15 protein-coding genes, 1 pseudogene and 1 riboswitch are annotated in these 16391 nt (G+C 71.1%); of the genes and pseudogenes, 9 read left to right on the forward strand and 7 right to left on the reverse strand.

Features of this window, described 5'->3' with window-relative positions; all coding sequences use genetic code 11:
* Positions 1 to 23: 23 nt before the first annotated feature.
* From pucD to ACH4U8_RS24915, 3 genes are read right to left on the reverse strand one after another with little or no spacing between them, the layout of a single operon-like run.
* On the reverse strand, positions 24 to 2390 hold the full coding sequence (gene pucD / locus ACH4U8_RS24905) for a xanthine dehydrogenase subunit D (RefSeq protein ID WP_395780268.1): 2367 nt from the start codon (positions 2388 to 2390) through the stop codon (positions 24 to 26).
* A 3-nt stretch (positions 2391 to 2393) separates the two neighbouring features.
* Positions 2394 to 2894, reverse strand: a complete 501-nt coding sequence (locus tag ACH4U8_RS24910; protein ID WP_360317543.1) for a (2Fe-2S)-binding protein — start codon at positions 2892 to 2894, stop codon at positions 2394 to 2396.
* Positions 2891 to 3775 carry an FAD binding domain-containing protein gene (locus ACH4U8_RS24915; RefSeq protein WP_395780270.1) on the reverse strand — a complete coding sequence of 295 codons (885 nt, stop codon included), beginning with the start codon at positions 3773 to 3775 and terminating at the stop codon, positions 2891 to 2893. The genes ACH4U8_RS24910 and ACH4U8_RS24915 overlap by 4 nt, the downstream gene beginning before the upstream one ends.
* A 271-nt stretch (positions 3776 to 4046) precedes the next feature.
* Between ACH4U8_RS24915 and ACH4U8_RS24920 the strand changes: the two genes are divergently transcribed.
* Positions 4047 to 5666, forward strand: a complete 1620-nt coding sequence (locus ACH4U8_RS24920; protein ID WP_395780272.1) for a helix-turn-helix domain-containing protein — start codon at positions 4047 to 4049, stop codon at positions 5664 to 5666.
* A gap of 92 nt (positions 5667 to 5758) precedes the next feature.
* Here ACH4U8_RS24920 and ACH4U8_RS24925 read toward each other — a convergent pair whose 3' ends face one another.
* Positions 5759 to 6544: an SDR family oxidoreductase gene (locus tag ACH4U8_RS24925; protein ID WP_360317537.1), complete on the reverse strand. Its 786-nt coding sequence runs from the start codon at positions 6542 to 6544 to the stop codon at positions 5759 to 5761.
* A gap of 157 nt (positions 6545 to 6701) precedes the next feature.
* On the opposite strand from ACH4U8_RS24925, the gene ACH4U8_RS24930 reads away from it, so the two are divergent.
* The 4 genes from ACH4U8_RS24930 to ACH4U8_RS24945 all read left to right on the forward strand — a co-directional run bounded on the left by ACH4U8_RS24930 (position 6702) and on the right by ACH4U8_RS24945 (position 10313).
* Positions 6702 to 7946, forward strand: a complete 1245-nt coding sequence (locus ACH4U8_RS24930; protein WP_395780274.1) for a Tm-1-like ATP-binding domain-containing protein — start codon at positions 6702 to 6704, stop codon at positions 7944 to 7946.
* A gap of 1 nt (position 7947) precedes the next feature.
* A complete protein-coding gene (locus ACH4U8_RS24935) occupies positions 7948 to 8772 on the forward strand; it encodes a phosphoenolpyruvate hydrolase family protein (RefSeq protein ID WP_360317533.1) in 825 nt (274 codons plus the stop codon).
* Between the two features lie 81 nt (positions 8773 to 8853).
* Entirely contained in the window at positions 8854 to 9189 is a 336-nt protein-coding gene (locus ACH4U8_RS24940) for an EthD family reductase (protein WP_360317530.1), read from the forward strand.
* Positions 9190 to 9380: 191 nt separating this feature from the next.
* Positions 9381 to 9575, forward strand: a riboswitch (cyclic di-AMP (ydaO/yuaA leader).
* A 105-nt stretch (positions 9576 to 9680) separates the two neighbouring features.
* Positions 9681 to 10313, forward strand: coding sequence for a transglycosylase family protein (locus ACH4U8_RS24945; protein ID WP_360317528.1), 633 nt, complete (start codon positions 9681 to 9683; stop codon positions 10311 to 10313).
* Between the two features lie 66 nt (positions 10314 to 10379).
* Here the strand turns inward: ACH4U8_RS24945 and ACH4U8_RS24950 are convergent, their stop codons facing one another.
* Complete coding sequence (locus ACH4U8_RS24950) at positions 10380 to 10688, reverse strand: hypothetical protein (RefSeq protein ID WP_395780276.1); 309 nt, start codon at positions 10686 to 10688, stop codon at positions 10380 to 10382.
* A gap of 593 nt (positions 10689 to 11281) precedes the next feature.
* Here ACH4U8_RS24950 and ACH4U8_RS24955 point away from each other — a divergent pair.
* The 3 genes from ACH4U8_RS24955 to ACH4U8_RS24965 are packed head-to-tail and all read left to right on the forward strand — an operon-like array spanning position 11282 to position 14455.
* Positions 11282 to 12658 (forward strand): DUF6421 family protein, encoded by a 1377-nt coding sequence (locus ACH4U8_RS24955; RefSeq protein WP_395780278.1) that lies wholly within the window; start codon positions 11282 to 11284, stop codon positions 12656 to 12658.
* Between the two features lie 46 nt (positions 12659 to 12704).
* Positions 12705 to 13406 carry an SDR family NAD(P)-dependent oxidoreductase gene (locus ACH4U8_RS24960; RefSeq protein ID WP_360317523.1) on the forward strand — a complete coding sequence of 234 codons (702 nt, stop codon included), beginning with the start codon at positions 12705 to 12707 and terminating at the stop codon, positions 13404 to 13406.
* Positions 13388 to 14455, forward strand: a complete 1068-nt coding sequence (locus ACH4U8_RS24965; protein WP_395780280.1) for a threonine aldolase family protein — start codon at positions 13388 to 13390, stop codon at positions 14453 to 14455. Before ACH4U8_RS24960 ends, ACH4U8_RS24965 begins: the two co-directional genes overlap by 19 nt.
* An 82-nt stretch (positions 14456 to 14537) precedes the next feature.
* Here ACH4U8_RS24965 and ACH4U8_RS24970 read toward each other — a convergent pair whose 3' ends face one another.
* Together ACH4U8_RS24970 and ACH4U8_RS24975 are read right to left on the reverse strand one after the other, a co-directional pair.
* On the reverse strand, positions 14538 to 14672 hold the full coding sequence (locus ACH4U8_RS24970) for a hypothetical protein (RefSeq protein ID WP_395780555.1): 135 nt from the start codon (positions 14670 to 14672) through the stop codon (positions 14538 to 14540).
* A 15-nt stretch (positions 14673 to 14687) separates the two neighbouring features.
* Positions 14688 to 14795, reverse strand: a pseudogene (locus ACH4U8_RS24975) (TetR/AcrR family transcriptional regulator); the annotation flags it as partial.
* Between the two features lie 135 nt (positions 14796 to 14930).
* Here ACH4U8_RS24975 and ACH4U8_RS24980 point away from each other — a divergent pair.
* Complete coding sequence (locus tag ACH4U8_RS24980; RefSeq protein WP_395780282.1) at positions 14931 to 16292, forward strand: carotenoid oxygenase family protein; 1362 nt, start codon at positions 14931 to 14933, stop codon at positions 16290 to 16292.
* Positions 16293 to 16391: the final 99 nt, after the last annotated feature.

Genomic DNA, 16391 nt, shown 5'->3' on the forward strand with positions numbered 1-16391 from the left:
GGGAAACCGGATCTGACGGTGTCTCAGGTTCCGGTGAGGTGCTCCGGCCGAACCGGTACCCGGTTCAGGGCCAGACCGGTCGCCGCGCGGATCGCCGCGACGATGGCCGGAGTGGAGGAGAGCGTGGGTGCCTCGCCGGCCCCGCGCAGCCCGTACGGCGCGTGGGGATCGGCCAGTTCGAGCACGTCCACCGGCATCGGCGGAGTGTCGAGGATGGTGGGGATCAGGTAGTCCGTGAAGGAGGGATTGCGGACCTTGCCGTCCCGGACGACGATCTCCTCCATCACGGCCAGGCCCAACCCCTGGGTGCTGCCGCCGTGGATCTGGCCGAGCACGGCGAGCGGATTGATCGCCTTGCCGACGTCCTGCGCCGCGGCCAGCTCGATCACCTTGACCAGGCCCAGGTCCACGTCCACGTCCACGACCGCGCGGTGCGCGCAGAACGTGTACTGCACGTGCCCGAAGCCCTGCCCGGTGACCTTGTCGAACGGCTCGGTCGGGCGGTGGCGGAACTCGGTGGTCTCGTCCACCGGTTCGTCGCCGAGCAGGTCCACCAGGTCGGCGAGCACCTCGCCCGCGGCGGTGAGCACCTTGCCGCCGGACAGCCGCAGGCCCACCATCGTCGCGGGCGCCCAGCCGTAGCGCTCCCGACCGCGGGCGAGCACTGCGGTGCGCGCCGCCTCGGCCGCCTGCTTCACCGCGCCGCCGGTCATGTACGTCTGCCGGGACGCGGACGTCGAACCGGCCGATCCCACCCGGGTGTCCGCCGGCGCGATGGTCACCTGGTCCACGCCCAGCTCGGTGCGCACGATCTGCGCCTGCACGGTGACCCCGCCCTGTCCGACCTCGGCCATCGCGGTGTGCACCAGCGCGACCGCCGCGCCGTTGATCACCTCCAGCCGGACCCGGGCCGTCGAATAGTCGTCGAAACCCTCGGAGAAGCCGACGTTCTTGATGCCCACCGCGTAGCCGATCCCGCGCACCACACCCTCACCGTGCGTGGTGTTGGACAACCCGCCGGGCAGCTCGCGCAGGTCCGGGCCGTTGGCCGTACGCCAGTTCTCCGTCGGCGGCAGCGGCCTTGCCTTGACCCGCCGAAGCAGCTCGGCGACCGGGGCCGGCGCGTCCACGACCTGCCCGGTGGGCAGGACCGAACCCTGCTCCATCGCGTTCATCCGGCGCAACTCGACCGGATCCAGGCCCAGTTCGGCGGCCAGTCGGTCCATCTGCGTCTCGTAGCCGAAGCACATCTGCACCGCGCCGAAACCGCGCATCGCGCCGCACGGCGGGTTGTTGGTGTACACCGCCATCGAGTCGACCACCGCATGCGGCACCACATACGGACCGATGCCCAACGAGGCCGCGTTGCCGACCACCGCGGGCGACGCCGACGCGTAGGCGCCGCCGTCCAGCACGATCTCGGCCTTGACGAAGACCAGCCTGCCGTCCCGGGTGGCACCGTGCTCGAACACCATCGTCGCGGGATGACGGTGCACATGGCCGAAGAACGACTCCTCGCGGTTGTAGACGATCTTGACCGGTTTGCCGGTGTGCTGCGCCAGCAGGCACGCGTGCACCTGCATCGAGATGTCCTCGCGCCCGCCGAACGCACCGCCGACGCCGGCCAGGGTCAGCCGTACCTTCTCCGGTGGCAGACCCAGCACCGGGCACATCTGCTGCCGATCCACGTGCAGCCACTGGGTGGCGACGTACAGATCGATGCCGCCGTCCTCGGCGGGCACCGCGAGGCCGGACTCCGGGCCCAGGAACGCCTGATCCTGCATGCCGACCTCGTACTCGCCGCGCACGATCACGTCCGCGAGCGCCCGGACCTCGGCCGAGTCCCCGTCGCCGTGCCGGATGTGCTGGCTGTGCACGATGTTGCCGGACGCGTGTGCCTTGTAGTCGGCGGGCAGGTGCACGTAGCCGTACCGCTCCGGGTCCAACGCCTGGGCGGGCCCGATCGAGGGCAGCACGTCGTACTCGACCACGATCTTGGCGACCGCGCGCCGCGCGGTCTCGGGGTGGTCGGCCGCGACGATCACGATCGGCTCGCCGTGGAAACGCACCTCGTCGATGGCCAGTACCGGCTGGTCCGCGATCTCCAGGCCGTAGAACTTGCTGCCCGGGATGTCCTCGTGGGTGAGCACCGCGTACACACCCGGCTGGGCCAGGGCCCCGGACACGTCCACGGACAGGATGCGGGCCCGGGCGTGCGGGCTGCGCAGCGCCATGCCCCACAACATGTCCTCGTGCCACAGATCCGAGGAATAGGCGAAATCGCCCTTGACCTTGAGGATGCCGTCCGGGCGCAGCGGCGAGGCGCCGATGCCGTCCCGGCCGGGCGCGAGCACGTCCTGCAGGTTCTTCGGCCTGGTCAGACCGGCCATGGTTCAGCCCTCCGACCCGAGGGCCGCCGTGTCGCGGGCGTCCGCCTTGCGGGCGGCGGCCAGGCGGACCGCGTCCATGATCTTCTCGTAGCCCGTACAACGGCACAGGTTGCCGGAGAGCGCTTCGCGGATCTCCGCGTCGGAGGGGTGGTGCGCCCGGTTGAGCAGATCGTGCGTCTGGACCAACAGGCCCGGCGTGCAGAAGCCGCACTGCACGGCGCCCGCGTCCACGAACGCCTGCTGCACCGCGTCCAGCGTGTCGCCGTCGGCCAGACCCTCGACGGTGCCGACCTCGCGGTCCTGCACCTGGCCGGCCGCGACCAGACACGCACAGACCGGGGCGCCGTCCAGGTAGACCGTGCAGGAGCCGCACTCGCCCTGTTCGCACGCGTTCTTGGAACCGGGCAGCCCGACCCGCTCGCGCAGTACGTAGAGCAGGCTCTCGCCCTCCCAGACGTCGTCCGCCTCGGTCCGGCGGCCGTTCACGGTGAATGTGACCCTCATGCGGCGGCCCTCCCGGTGGCTCGGTGGTCGTTCCAGGTCCAGAGCAGCGTGCGGCGTGCCATCACGGCCAGCGCGTGCCGCCGGTACGCGGCCGAGCCGCGCACGTCGTCGATCGGCGCGGCAGCTTGGGCGACCAGTTCGCCGAAGCGCACGGCGGTGGCCACCGGCAACTCGCCGCCGGAGGTCCACAGATCGGTGTCCGCCAACTCGCCACGGATGAACGCCTCGGCCTCGCTCGCCCGACGCGGGGTGGGCGCGGCGGAGCCGATCCCGGTGCGCACGTCCCGGGTACGCGGGTGCAGCGCGACCGCGAACGAGCAGACCGCGATCACCATCGCGTTGCGGGTGCCGATCTTGGCGAACTGTTGTGGCCCGGTCGCCGAAGGGATGTGGATCGCCCGGATCAGTTCGTCCGGCTCCAGCGCGTTGCGTTTGACACCGAGATAGAAGTCGTCGATCGGGATCAGCCGGGTGCCGCGCACCGAGGCGACCTCGACCGTGGCACCGGACGCGAGCAGTGGCGGGTGCGCGTCGCCGGCGGGCGAGGCGCCGCCCAGGTTGCCGCCGACCGATCCCCGGTTGCGGATCTGCGGCGATCCGACCGTGCGCGCGCCCAGTGCCAGGCCCGGGAGTCGATCGTGCAGTGCGTCGATGATCTCGACGTACGGCACGGAGGCACCGAGACGCACCATGTCGTCGTCCTCGATCTGCCATGTGTGCAGTTCGTGGATCCGGTTGAGATCGAGCAGTGCATCCGGACGATGCCGGTCGAAGTTCAGTTCGACCATTACGTCGGTGCCACCGGCGATCGGGACCGCGGACGGGTGCTGCGCCTTGACGGCGAGCGCCTCCTCCCACGTCGCGGGCCGCAGGAATTCCATGACGGGTGTCTCCTTCTGCCTTGCGTATGGCCCTACCGTCCTTGTACCCGTCGCGGGGGCGCTTCGTTTCGGGTCCGTCCGGATCGGAGGGTGCGCACCAGTACACCGAGACGAGGGTCACTGTGAGTACCCACCAAAGACATGACCCAGGCGTGTCATGTGGGGGTGGTTCCCGTACTTTTCTCCAAGTGTTCGTCCGGTCGTCGAACCGGTATGACGGATCCGCCGTGTGCGCGCAGGCCGCGCCGGCACGATCGAGAGGGGGCCGTCGATGCGATTGCGCGCGCTTCTCGGCGATGGCACGGCCGGTGTCGGCATACCCGGGATCCGGTTGTTGGTGGGCGAGGAGGAACTGGATCGGTCGGTGCGCGCGGTGATGACCACCGACCTGCACGACCCCAGTCGATACCTGACCGCCGGTGCACTGGTGTTGACCGGCATGGGCTGGCGGGCGGGGCCGGCGGACTCGGAGCGTTTCGTCCGGGTGCTGACCGGGGGCGGGGCCACCGCGTTGGCGGCCGGGCAGGCCGAGATCGGCGACATCCCGGTCGATCTGGTGCGGGCGTGCGAGCGGCACCATCTACCGCTGTTCGCGGTCGAGGAGGAACTCTCCTTCGCGCATCTGACCGAATTCGTGATCCGTCGAATATCCGCCGAACGGGCGACCGACCTGACCGCGGTGGTCGACCGGCATCGACGGCTGGTGCAGGCCGCCGCCGGCGGGGCGGGCCTGGACGGGGTGCTCGGGCTGATCGCGGCCGACATCGACATCCACTGCTGGGTGCTCTCGCTGACCGGGCGTCAGGCCGCCGCCGGCGGGCCCGATCTGGCGTCGGGGCTGCGGGTGAAGATGGCTCGCGCGCACTTCGCGGCGCGGGAGCGCAAGGCCCGGGTGCCGTTTCGCTATCGGGTCGACGGACGCGCGTTCTCGCTGCTCCCGGTGCCCGAGGCGGGCGGTTCGGTCGATTTGGACACGTGGGGCGACTGGTTCCTCGCGGTCGAGGACGACGTCACCGACTGGCCGGAGCGGCACCAGGCGCTGCTGGGCGAGCTGGTGCGGCTGGTGTCGGTGGGGCGGGACCGGGTCGAGGACCAGCGTCGGCGCACCCGGCGGTTGTCCGAGGACGTGCTGAACCTGCTCGCGGCCGGCGCCGACCCGGTCGAGGTGGCCGCACGACTGCGGGCCGCCGAGCCGGACGGCGCGGGCGCCACGCACTGGCAGTTCGCCACCGCCACCATCCCGGACCTGCCCTCGCGCGAGGCCCAGCGGCTGGCCCGGGTGCTCCTGGAGGAGGCGTTGGCGGATCGACCGAGCGCGGCCCTGGTGTCGGCGACCGGGCCGGGCGCGGTGGCGCTGATCCCGGGCGAGGCGCTGCCGGATCGGGACGGCAGCGAGCCGGACCCCACCACCGGGCTGCTGCGCGAGCGGTTGGCGGCGTTGGAGGGGCCCGCGGCGGGCGGTGTGCGGGTGCGGATCGGGGTGAGCGCGCGGGTGGGTCGCGCGGACGGGCTGCGCGGCGCACTGGAGGAGGCCTGGCACGCGGGCCGGATCGCGGGCACCAGGTCCGGTCGGGTCGAGGTGGTCGGGCATGCCGAACTCGCGTCGCACGTCGCGCTGTTGGCGGCGGTGCCGGAGGACGTGCGGCGGGCGTTCCGGGGCCGGTTGCTGGAGCCGCTGCGGGCCTACGACGCGAGCCACCAGGCCGATCTGGTGGGCACGCTGGAGGTGTTCCTGGACTGCGACGGGTCGTGGACCCGGTGCGCGGCACGGTTGCACGTCCATGTGAACACGTTGCGCTACCGGATCGGCCGGATCGAGGAGTTGACCGGGCGTCGGCTGTCCCGGTTGGAGGACAAGGTGGATTTCTTCCTGGCGCTCAGGCTGCGCTGAGCGCGCGCTCGCGGCGGACGGGGTGGGGCGCCACGAGCGGTGTGCGGGCGTTGCGGGCAGGGCCGGCGGCGCCGGCGGTCGGGCATCCGGGGTCAGCCGAAGGAGACGCCCGAGGTGACCGGGGTGATCGTGCCGGTGATGGCCCGGGCCCCGGGCGAGGCCAGGAACGCCACGGTGTCGGCGATGTCCTCCGGCTGGGTGATCCGGCGCAGCGCCGACGACTTGGTCATCTCGGCGCGCACCTCCGCCTCGGGCACGTCCCGGCGCGCGGCGATGTCGGCGATGTAGCCGGCCAGTTTGGCGTTCTCGGTGTAGCCCGCGACGACCACGTTGACCCGCACCCCGTCCGGGCCGACCTCCTTGGCCAGCACCCCGGAGGCGACCTCCATCGCGGCCTTGGTCGCCGCGTACGCGCCCAGGTTCACCAGCTTCGCGCGTGGCGCCTCCGAGCTGATCTGCACGATCGACCCACCGCCGACCGCGCGCATGTGCGGCAGCGCGGCCCGCGAGACGGCCAGCACGCCGAGCACGTTGATCTCGAACGCCCGCCGAAACTCTTCCGGATCCAACTCCTCCAGCCGCCCCGCCGGGTTGTACGTGGCGACGTTGACCACCACGTCCACCCGGCCGAGTTCGCGCGCGGCGGTGTCCACCAGCGCCCGGCAACCGGCCTGGTCGGCCAGGTCGGTGGGTACCGCGATCACCCGACGGCCCGTCAGCTCGCGGATCTCGTCCGCGAGTCGCCGCAACGGCTCGGGCCGGCGCGCGGCCAGTGCCAGATCCGCGCCGGTGCGGGCCAGGGCCAGCGCACAGGCGCGTCCGATGCCGTCACCCGCGCCGGCGACGATTGCGACCCGTCCGTCCGGTTCCTCCGCCATCGATACCTCCGTGACGTGCCAAAACTTCGGAACTCGCCCCCCGTCCTACCGCACGGTGCTTTCAATCGCCATGATCATCCGGTTGGGTTACTGTGCGCGGCCGTTTGCCGCCGAAGCGTCAACCCGGCAAGCCCTACCGACTCCACCGGAGGCACCGATGCCCACCGTCGTACTGATCGGAACGCTCGACACCAAGGGATCCGAATACGCGTGGCTGGCCTACCGGCTGCGTGCTCGTGGCGCCGAGGTGGTGTTGATGAACGTGGGCGTGCTCGGCGAGTCGCTGGCCCAGGCCGACGTACAGGCGACCGACGTCGCGGCGGCGGCCGGCACCGACCTGGTCGACCTGCGGACCCGGGCCGATCGGGGCGCGGCCACCACCGCGATGGCCGAAGGGGCCGCGTCGATCCTGCGCGAGCTCTACGAGCAGGGCCGGGTCGACGGGGTGCTCGCGATGGGCGGCTCGGGCGGATCGGCGATCGCCTCCCACGCGATGCGCGCGCTGCCGGTGGGTGTGCCCAAGCTGCTGGTCTCCACGATGGCGGCGGGCGACGTGTCGCCGTATGTGGGCGCGGTGGACGTGACGATGATGTACAGCGTCGTGGACATCGCCGGGATAAATCGGCTCTCCGAGCGCATCCTGGGCAACGCGGCGGACGCGATCGCCGGGATGGCTGGCGGTTACGCCGAGGATCGTGCGGCGGTCGCGGGGGTGACCGGCGAGGGGCGTCCGCTGGTCGCCGCGTCGATGTTCGGGGTGACCACCCCGGCGGTGGACGCCGCCCGCGAGCGGCTCACCGAGCTGGGCTACGAGGTGCTGGTCTTCCACGCCACCGGGGCGGGCGGCACGTCGATGGAGAATCTGGCCGAGGCGGGCTTCTTGGCCGGGATCCTCGACCTGACCACCACCGAGCTGGCCGACGACCTGGTCGGCGGGGTGCTCAGCGCGGGTCCCGAGCGGCTGACCGCGGCCGGCCGGATGGGGCTGCCGCAGGTGGTCAGCGTCGGCGCGCTGGACATGGTCAACTTCGGCCCGCGCAACACCGTGCCCGAGCGGTTCGAGGAGCGGCAGCTCTACGTGCACAACCCGACCGTGACGCTGATGCGCACCACCCCCGCGGAGAACGCCGAGCTGGGTCGGCGCATCGCCGCCAAGCTGGTCGCCGCGACCGGCCCCACCGCGCTCTACCTGCCCTTGCACGGGGTCTCGGCGATCGACGTCGAGGGCGCGCCCTTCTACGATTCCGTCGCCGACAAGGCGCTGTTCGACGAGCTGCGAGCGGGGCTCGCGGGCAGCTCCGTCGAGGTGCACGAGGCGGCGACGGACATCAACGATCCGGCGTTCGCCACGGCGGCGGCGGATCGACTGCACGAAATGATCACGAAGGGACGCGTGGACTGAGATGAACGGACGCGAGGCGCGGGGCCGACTGCACAGGACGGTCGAGCAGGGCGGCGTCGTGATCGGCGCGGGCGCGGGCACGGGACTGTCGGCCAAGTGCGCCGAGGCCGGCGGGGTGGACCTGATCATCATCTACAACTCGGGCCGCTACCGAATGGCCGGTCGGGGTTCGCTCGCCGGGCTGCTGCCCTACGGGGATGCCAACGCGATCGTGGTCGAGATGGCGGGCGAGGTGCTGCCGGTGGTCCAGGGCACCCCGGTACTGGCGGGCGTGTGCGGCACCGATCCGTTCCGGATCATGCCGCACTTCCTGGACCAGCTCGCCGCGATGGGCTTCGCGGGTGTGCAGAACTTCCCCACGGTCGGGCTGTTCGACGGCGTCTTCCGGCAGAACCTGGAGGAGACCGGGATGGGCTACGACCTGGAGGTGGAGATGATCCGGCTGGCCGCCGAGCGCGGCCTGCTGACCGCCCCCTACGTCTTCGACGCCGAGCAGGCCCGGGCGATGACCGCGGCGGGCGCCGACATCCTGGTCCCGCATCTGGGACTGACCACCAAGGGCAGCATCGGCGCGACCACCGCGGTCACCCTCGACCAGGCGGTGGAGCGGGTGCAGCTCATGCGCGACGCGGCGGCGGAGGTGAACCCCGACGTGCTGGTGCTGTGCCACGGCGGGCCGATCGCCGAACCCGAGGACGCCGCGTACGTGCTGGCCCACACCACCGGCGTGGTCGGCTTCTTCGGCGCCTCCAGCATGGAACGGCTGCCCACCGAGGTGGCCATCACCGAGCAGGCGCGGGCGTTCAAGAGCATCGCCGCGCGCTAGTTCCATCCGGCGCCGGCGCGCCGGACGCACCGGGCACCACCGGCAGGACCCACATCCACCACACGATCGTGAGGATTCGGCATGTACAAGCTGACCGTGCTCTATGGCCACCCCGAGGACCCGGCGGCGTTCGACACCTATTACTGGGAGAAGCACGTCCCGCTCGCCCGCACCATGCCCGGGTTGACCGGCTGGACCATCGGCAAGTGCGAACCGGATCCGTCCGGCGCGCAGCCGCCCTATTACCTGGTGGTCGGGCTGTACGCACCGACCCGCGCCGGTATCGAAGCGACCCTGGATTCGCCGGAGGGGCGGGCCACGGTGGCCGACGTCGCCAATTTCGCGACCGGCGGGGCGACGTTCCTGTGGGACGAGGAGCGGGTAGTCGTACCTGTGGAGCTGCCCGCGACGGAATAGCTCGTCGCTGAAGCACGGGTGAGCACGCGGCTGCGCACCGTGGACGTCGAAGCCGTGACCTGCGGGGTTGGCGACATATCGGGCAAATCGGCGTTATTCCGCCCTATGGGGCACCTCACAAATCGCCCGAAATGTTTGCCAACCCGGCGGAGCGGTGCGTAGCTTCGTGGTTGTTCGCACAAGCGGACTCCCCGGGTGGTACGCCGAATCCTGCCGCCGCCCGAGGGAAGCAGTCGATATCGACTGGCGGCAGGAGCGGGGGAACCAAGTGAGTGCCGACATCGGCCACGTCGATGTCTGGGGTGAAGCCATGCCTGTTGCAGGCGAGGCCGGGCCAATCGTCCGAACCCGACAGCTAACTTCGTAGGCGCCCGACGAGGTAATAAATGACCTTCCGTGCCATCACCGCTCCCGTTCGCTCGCTCTCTCGTGGCCGTCGCGCCGGCATCGCCGTCGCCGCCGGTGCGGGTCTCGTCCTTCCCCTCGTGGGCATGACGGGCAGCGCGAGCGCCGCGACCTCGTCCACGTGGGACGCGGTCGCCCAGTGCGAGAGCACCGGGAACTGGGGTATCAACACGGGCAACGGCTTCTCCGGCGGTCTGCAGTTCACCCCGAGCACCTGGAACGCGTTCGGCGGCAGCCAGTACGCCTCCAGCGCCGCGCAGGCCACCAAGGACCAGCAGATCGCGGTCGCCGAGCGGGTCCTGGCGAGCCAGGGTCCGGGCGCCTGGCCGGTCTGCTCGCAGAAGGCCGGCCTGGGCAAGGGCGGCAACGCCTCCGCCACGGCCGACTCCGCGACCACCGGCAAGACCAAGAGCAAGGTCGAGCCGAAGGCCGCACCCAAGGCCGAGTCCGTGACCGAGAACGCGCCGAAGACCTCCACCGGCAACGCGCCGAAGGTCCAGGTGCAGGACAAGCAGGACAAGCAGGACGCGCCGAAGTCGGCCGCGACCAAGCAGACTTCGGGTTCCGGCAAGTACACCGTCAAGGCCGGTGACACGCTCTCCGGCGTCGCCGCGAAGCTCGGCGTCAAGGGTGGCTACAAGGCCCTGTACGCCGCGAACGCGGGCGTCATCGGGGGCAACCCCCACCTGATCTCGGTGGGCACCCAGCTCGCCGTCTGATCCAGCGTCACCACGTAGGCCCCGCCGAGTACTTCGGCGGGGCCTACGCCCGTTTCGGGGCAACGGTCAGGCGCGGGCGGGCTGTTCCGCCGGCGGTGCGGGTCGTTCGTCGGCGGTCGGGGAGGCGGGCCGGCCGGCGGCCTCGGTCCGAGCGGACCCGGTGTGGTTGAGCAGCAGGTTGAGCAGGACCGCGACGATCGAGCCGGCCGATATGCCGGACTCGGCGATCATCGCGACCTTGTCCGGGAACGCGTGGTAGAAGTCCGCGAACGCGATCGGGAAGACGCCGAAGGCCAGGGCCACCGCGACGATCAGCGCGTTGGAGCCGGCGTTCAGGTCGGCCCTGCCCAGGTGGTGGGGCGGCCACTCCGGCATACACCGTGGCCACGTGTTGCAGGGCGCCGGCCGGCATTCGCCCCGGCGGCAGGATCTCGTCCACGGGATGCACGGGCGCCGCCCCGCCGGCGGGCGGCCCGCCCGGCGCCTCGGCCGCGTTCTCGCCGGCAACGGTCTTCCTGGTGGTTCTCCGGCCCATGATCGGTGCCTCCACATCGGGTGCCGTCGCGGGACGGCCCGGCCCATCGGACATGCGGGATCGCAGGATCGTTCGCGGGATCGGGCAGCGGGAGTGGATGCGGATCCGGGGGCGCTCCCTGGCCAATATTCCGCTATACGGAATCGGTATTCCGTCAAGAAGAACGAAACTGTAGGGACGGGCCGGATCGACGGTCAACAGCCACAGACCTCGGCGACCGGGTCGGCGAAATCTTGTGCCTTCCTCCGGAGGCGCCGGATGCACCGCCGCCGCGCCCGGGAGATGATCGAACAGGGTCGCCCGGCAATCTCAACTTATTCGGGCAAAACATACCCACGACGATAAGATTGCGTTTGGAAGGGCCTTGCGGCGTTAAAATCTTTTGACATAGGTTCGCCTGACCGTGGTTCCTGCTTTCTCCTGAGAGGGTTCCATGTCGAACATGACCCGCGTAGCCGTCCGTACCGCCGTCGATCACCCGCTGTGGCCCGTGCTCAAACGGTCCGTCGCCGACCTGCGTCCGTTGCAGGCCGAGGACGGTTCGATCGAGCCGTCCGGGCACGCGTCCGCCCGGGCGCTGGTGGCCGACATCACCTCCTCGATCACCGGGCTCGCACCGCTGTTCCCGCACGACGAGGCGTACCTCGATGCCGTCGTGGCCGACTTCCGGCGCTGGTCGGCGGACGGTTTCGGCCGCCCCGACTTCCTGGACTCGCTCGTCGCGTTTCGCCCGGAGCGGGACCGGCGGGACGGGCTGGAGCACCTCGTCGTGTTCCCGATGAACACCCAGAACGGCAACCCGAAGCGCAACGTCGAGGCGGTGCTGCTGCGGGTGGTGTGGCCGCAGTGGCTGGCCGAGTTGGAGGCCGGGCGCTACGACAACGCGATGTTCGTGCCGATCGCGTTCGTCGACTTCACCGACGGCTACGACACCGACTCTGCGGTGCTCTTCCCGGAGACGGTGGCCGTGCGCGAGGTGCCGCGGTACACCTGGGGCGGCATCTTCTGCGACCGCGAGGCGGCTCGCTTCCGTCGGGTCGGCGCCGCCGCGGCGCGCACGCTCGGCCTGGAACTTCCGCCGGAGGCGGCGGAGTTGGTGCAGAGCCAGCAACTCGCCCAGGACGCGTTCGTGTTGTGGGACCTGATCCACGACCGCAGCCACATGCGCGGTCCGATGCCGTTCGACCCGTTCATGATCAAGCAGCGGATGCCGTTCTGGATGTACGCGCTGGAGGAGCTGCGGTGTGACCTGACCGCGTTCCGCGAGGCGGTGCGACTGGCCGAGGAGGGCGTGTCGACCGCTCGTTCGGTGCAGTACGCGGTGATCTTCGACCGGCTGTTCCGCTTCCCGGTCACCGGCGGCCGGGTGCGCAACTACGACGGGTTGGGCGGCCAACTGTTGTTCGCCTACCTGCATCGCGCGGGTGTGGTCGAGTGGGCGGACAATCGGCTCACCGTGGACTGGGATCGGATCACCGACGCGGTGCTCGGGCTCTACGACGAGGTGGACCGGCTCTACCGCGCGGGGGTGGATCGCTCGAAGGTCGGCCACTGGCTGGCCGGTTACGCGCTGGTCGCCGAGTACGTGCAGCCGCACCCCGGTTCGGTGTGGGCCAAGGGAGCCGCCGCGCTGCCGATCGACGGGCCGCCGAAGGCGCTCGTGGACGCGGTGTTGCCGGACGAGTTCCCGCTGAGCATGTTCTACGAGGCGCTCAACCGGCGACTGCGCGAGGTGATCGCCTCGACCCGGGGGATCACCGCGGACAGCCCCGCGCAGGATTCGACCGAGCGGGCGGCCGAGGCGTCGTGACGGCCAACGGCGCGGCGAACGACACGGTGAACGAGGAGTGGGTGCGATGAACGGTCTCGACGGTGCGGTGATCGCGGTCGCCGGCGCGGGTGGGCCCGCCGGCCACGCGGTGCTCGCGCGGCTGACGCGGGCCGGTGCGCACGTGTACGGCGCGGACGCGAACGCCGAGCGGTTGCGCGACAGCGTGGACGCGGCGCCCGGGGCCCGCGGCGCGGTGGTGGATCTGCTGGACGCGGCCGCCACCCGCCGATGGGCGGCGGACGTCGAGCGCGAGCACGGTCGGGTGGACGGCCTCGTGCACCTGGTCGGCGGGTGGCGCGGGGGCAAGAAGTTCGGCGACAACTCGCTCGACGACTGGGCCTTCCTGCACGACCTGCTCGTGCGCACCGTGCAGCACACCAGCCTCGCCTTCCACGAGGCGCTCGCCCGCAGTGCGAACGGGCGCTTCGTGTTGGTCTCCGCGGCGGCGGCCGGCCGGCCGACCCAGGGCAACGCGGGCTACGCGGCGGCCAAGGCGGCTGCGGAGACCTGGACGCTCGCGCTCGCCGACGCGTTCGCCGAGAGCGACGCGGCGGCCACCATCCTGGTGGTCAAGGCGCTCGTGAACGACGCGATGCGGCAGGCTCGACCCAACGCAAAATTCGCCGGCTTCACCGACGTGGTCGACCTGGCCGACGAGATCGCCGGCCTGTGGACCACCGCGGCAATCGACCTGAACGGGAAAAGACTGTGCCTGAACGTCCCCTGACCCCGCGTCACGACCCCGACGCGCGCGGCTTCGCGAGCGACAACTACGCGGGCATCCACCCCGAGGTGTTGGCCGCGATCGGCGCGGCCAACGGTGGCCACCAGATCTCGTACGGCGAGGACGTGTACACCGAGCACCTCACCGACGTCTTCCGGGCGCACTTCGGCGAACGCGCGCAGGTGTTCCCGGTGTTCAACGGCACCGGCGCCAACGTGGTCGGTCTCCAGTCGATGACCGACCGCTGGGAGTCGGTGATCTGTGCGGCGTCCGCGCACATCCACGTGGACGAGTGCGGTGCGCCGGAGAAGGTGGCCGGTCTGAAACTGCTCACCGTGGACACCCCCGACGGCAAGCTCACCCCCGAACTCGTGGACACCCACGCGTGGGGCTGGGGCGACCAGCACCGGGCGCAGCCCCGGGTGGTCTCCTTCGCGGAGAGCACCGAACTGGGCACCGTCTACACGCCGGACGAGATCGCCGCCTTGGTCGCCCACGCGCACGAGCACGGCATGCTCGCGCATCTGGACGGCTCGCGCCTGGCCAACGCGGCCGCAGCGCTGGATGTGCCGCTGCGCGCGCTGAGCACCGACGTCGGGGTGGACGTGTTGTCCTTCGGCGGCACCAAGAGCGGCCTGATGTTCGGCGAGGCCGTCGTGGTGCTCAACCCCGACGCGGCGCGCGGCGTCGGCTACCTGCGCAAGGCCGCGATGCAACTGGCCTCGAAGATGCGCTTCGTGTCCGTGCAGTTCGAGGCGCTGCTCGCCGGTGACCTGTGGCTGCGCAACGCCCGGCACGCGAACGCGATGGCGACGTTGCTCGCGGAGAAGGTGGTCGACCTGGACGGTGTGACGCTCAGTCGCATGCCGCAGGCGAACGCGGTCTTCGCGGTGCTGCCCCCGGACGTCACCGAGCGCATGCAGAAGCGGTTCCGGTTCTACACGTGGGACGAGTCGATCGGTGAGGTGCGCTGGATGACGTCCTTCGACACCACCGAGGGCGACATCGAGGCGTTCGCGAGCGCGCTCGGCGAGGAGTTGGGCGCGCGGTAGGGCGTGCACACGGATGGTCGGCGGGCCGGGGACGGTAAGTCCCGGCCCGCCTTCGCGTGTTCGTGTTCGGTCCGGCCGGGGGTCAGGCCGGGGCGAAACTGTCCGCGAGCAGGTCCAGGGCGGTGCCGAGCAGCGTGTCGGGGGTGTGGCCCATGCCTGTGAACCGACCGGCCACCTCCAGGCCGATCACGCCGTGCAGTTGCGTCCACACGAGCATCGCGCCGGCCGGCCCCGCCTCCGTGCCACCCTCGGCCAACTGCCGCAGCGCGATCGCCTTGATCTCGGTGCGCGTCTGCTCGCGAAAGCGAGCCCGGGGGCCGGACGGAGAGGCGGGGGTCACGGGTGTGCCCTTGCGTCGAGCCTGCGATCAGCGATAGCGAGTGTCAGTATGCATAACTGGCGCGACTGATCGTAACTCGATGATCGGGCGACCGCCCGGATCCGGGCGGTCCCCTCCGAAGGGAGAGCCCTGCGCATGAACGGCACGCCGCCGCACCTCGAAAAGCCTTACCTCGCCGGCCACTTCGCGCCCGTCGCCGACGAGATCAGCGGGTTCGACCTCACCGTGCGGGGCACGCTGCCGGCCGAGTTGAACGGTCGATACTTCCGGAACGGACACAACCCGAAACCCGGGGATGTGCCCACCCACTGGTTTCGCGGCAGCGGCATGCTGCACGGGATACGGCTGCGGGAGGGGCGTGCCGAGTGGTACCGCAACCGCTGGGTGCGCACGCCCGCCCTGGACGGCGCGCCGTTCCAACGCGAGGACGGCAGCGTGGACCGGACCGCGAGCGTCGCCGGCACCCACATCGTCGAGCACGGCGGTCGGTTGCTCGCGCTCCAGGAGGCCAACGTCCCGTTCGAGGTGACCCGCGAGTTGGAAACGGTCGGCCCGTACGACTTCGCCGGTCGGTTGACCACCGCGATGACCGCGCATCCGAAGGAGGACCCCGTCACCGGTGAGTTGCACTTCTTCGGCTACTCGCCGTTCCCGCCGTTCCTGACCTATTACGTCGCGTCCGCCGCGGGCGCGATCACCCGGGCCGAGGTGATTCCCGGCGCCGGCCCCTGCCTCATGCACGACTTCGGCCTGACCGAGCGGCACGTGGTCTGGCTGGACCTGCCGGTGGTGTTCAACCCGGCCGAACACTCCGGCATCCCGTACCGGTGGAGCGACTCCTACGCGCCGCGGATCGGTGTGATGCCCAGGACCGGGCCGGCCGCGGCGACCTGGTACGACGTGGCGCCGGGCATGTTGTTGCACGTGGCCAACGCCTACGAGGACGCGCGCGGGCGGATCGTGGTCGAGGGGCCGCGCTTCGATCGCTCCTCCTGGGAGAGCAGTTGGAAGTGGTGGGTGGGCGCGCCCGGGCACCCGCAGACGCCGCTGACCGGCGCGATCCGGCACCGGTGGATGCTGGATCCGGTCTCCGGCGTGGCCGGCGAGGAGGACCTCGACTCGCTGGTCGTGGACTTCCCGACCATCGACGCCCGCCGGACCGGCCGACCGCACCGGTTCGACTACGCGCTGGCCTTCCCCGGCGCGGGGCTGCACGAGCATGCGATCGTCAAGTACGACGCGAGCACCGGGGAGCGGCAGGTCGCCGGTCAGGGGCCGGGGCGCATGCCGGGCGAGGCGGTGTTCGTACCCGCCGCGGCCGGTACCGCCGAGGACGACGGCTACCTGCTGACCGTGGTCGGCGATCTGGCCCGGGACGGCTCCGAGTTGCTGGTGCTGGATGCGCGTGACATCACCGCCGCACCGATCGCGACGGTCGAACTCCCGCGCCGAGTCCCGGCGGGCATCCACGGGTCCTGGATACCGGACCGCGACTAGACTCCCGGCCGCACGCGGGGGGCTGCCGCGTGCGGGTGCACCCGCACGTCCCCGCGGCGCGGCGGGGCCGATCGGCTTGCCCTACAGTCCGAGCAGGTT

Source organism: Embleya sp. NPDC020886 (genome assembly GCF_044333915.1).
Taxonomy (GTDB): domain Bacteria; phylum Actinomycetota; class Actinomycetes; order Streptomycetales; family Streptomycetaceae; genus Embleya.

Bases quoted from the DNA above. Each gene is read 5' to 3' on its own strand.
- ACH4U8_RS24960 (WP_360317523.1), top strand. From the start codon at position 12,705: ATGAACGGTCTCGACGGTGCGGTGATCGCGGTCGCCGGCGCGGGTGGG.
- ACH4U8_RS24935 (WP_360317533.1), top strand. From the start codon at position 7,948: ATGAACGGACGCGAGGCGCGGGGCCGACTGCACAGGACGGTCGAGCAG.
- ACH4U8_RS24945 (WP_360317528.1), top strand. From the start codon at position 9,681: ATGACGGGCAGCGCGAGCGCCGCGACCTCGTCCACGTGGGACGCGGTC.
- ACH4U8_RS24980 (WP_395780282.1), top strand. From the start codon at position 14,931: ATGAACGGCACGCCGCCGCACCTCGAAAAGCCTTACCTCGCCGGCCAC.
- ACH4U8_RS24910 (WP_360317543.1), bottom strand. From the start codon at position 2,894: ATGAGGGTCACATTCACCGTGAACGGCCGCCGGACCGAGGCGGACGAC.
- pucD (WP_395780268.1), bottom strand. From the start codon at position 2,390: ATGGCCGGTCTGACCAGGCCGAAGAACCTGCAGGACGTGCTCGCGCCC.
- ACH4U8_RS24915 (WP_395780270.1), bottom strand. From the start codon at position 3,775: ATGGAATTCCTGCGGCCCGCGACGTGGGAGGAGGCGCTCGCCGTCAAG.
- ACH4U8_RS24955 (WP_395780278.1), top strand. From the start codon at position 11,282: ATGTCGAACATGACCCGCGTAGCCGTCCGTACCGCCGTCGATCACCCG.
- ACH4U8_RS24940 (WP_360317530.1), top strand. From the start codon at position 8,854: ATGTACAAGCTGACCGTGCTCTATGGCCACCCCGAGGACCCGGCGGCG.
- ACH4U8_RS24920 (WP_395780272.1), top strand. From the start codon at position 4,047: ATGCGATTGCGCGCGCTTCTCGGCGATGGCACGGCCGGTGTCGGCATA.
- ACH4U8_RS24950 (WP_395780276.1), bottom strand. From the start codon at position 10,688: ATGCCGGAGTGGCCGCCCCACCACCTGGGCAGGGCCGACCTGAACGCC.
- ACH4U8_RS24925 (WP_360317537.1), bottom strand. From the start codon at position 6,544: ATGGCGGAGGAACCGGACGGACGGGTCGCAATCGTCGCCGGCGCGGGT.
- ACH4U8_RS24930 (WP_395780274.1), top strand. From the start codon at position 6,702: ATGCCCACCGTCGTACTGATCGGAACGCTCGACACCAAGGGATCCGAA.
- ACH4U8_RS24970 (WP_395780555.1), bottom strand. From the start codon at position 14,672: ATGCTCGTGTGGACGCAACTGCACGGCGTGATCGGCCTGGAGGTGGCC.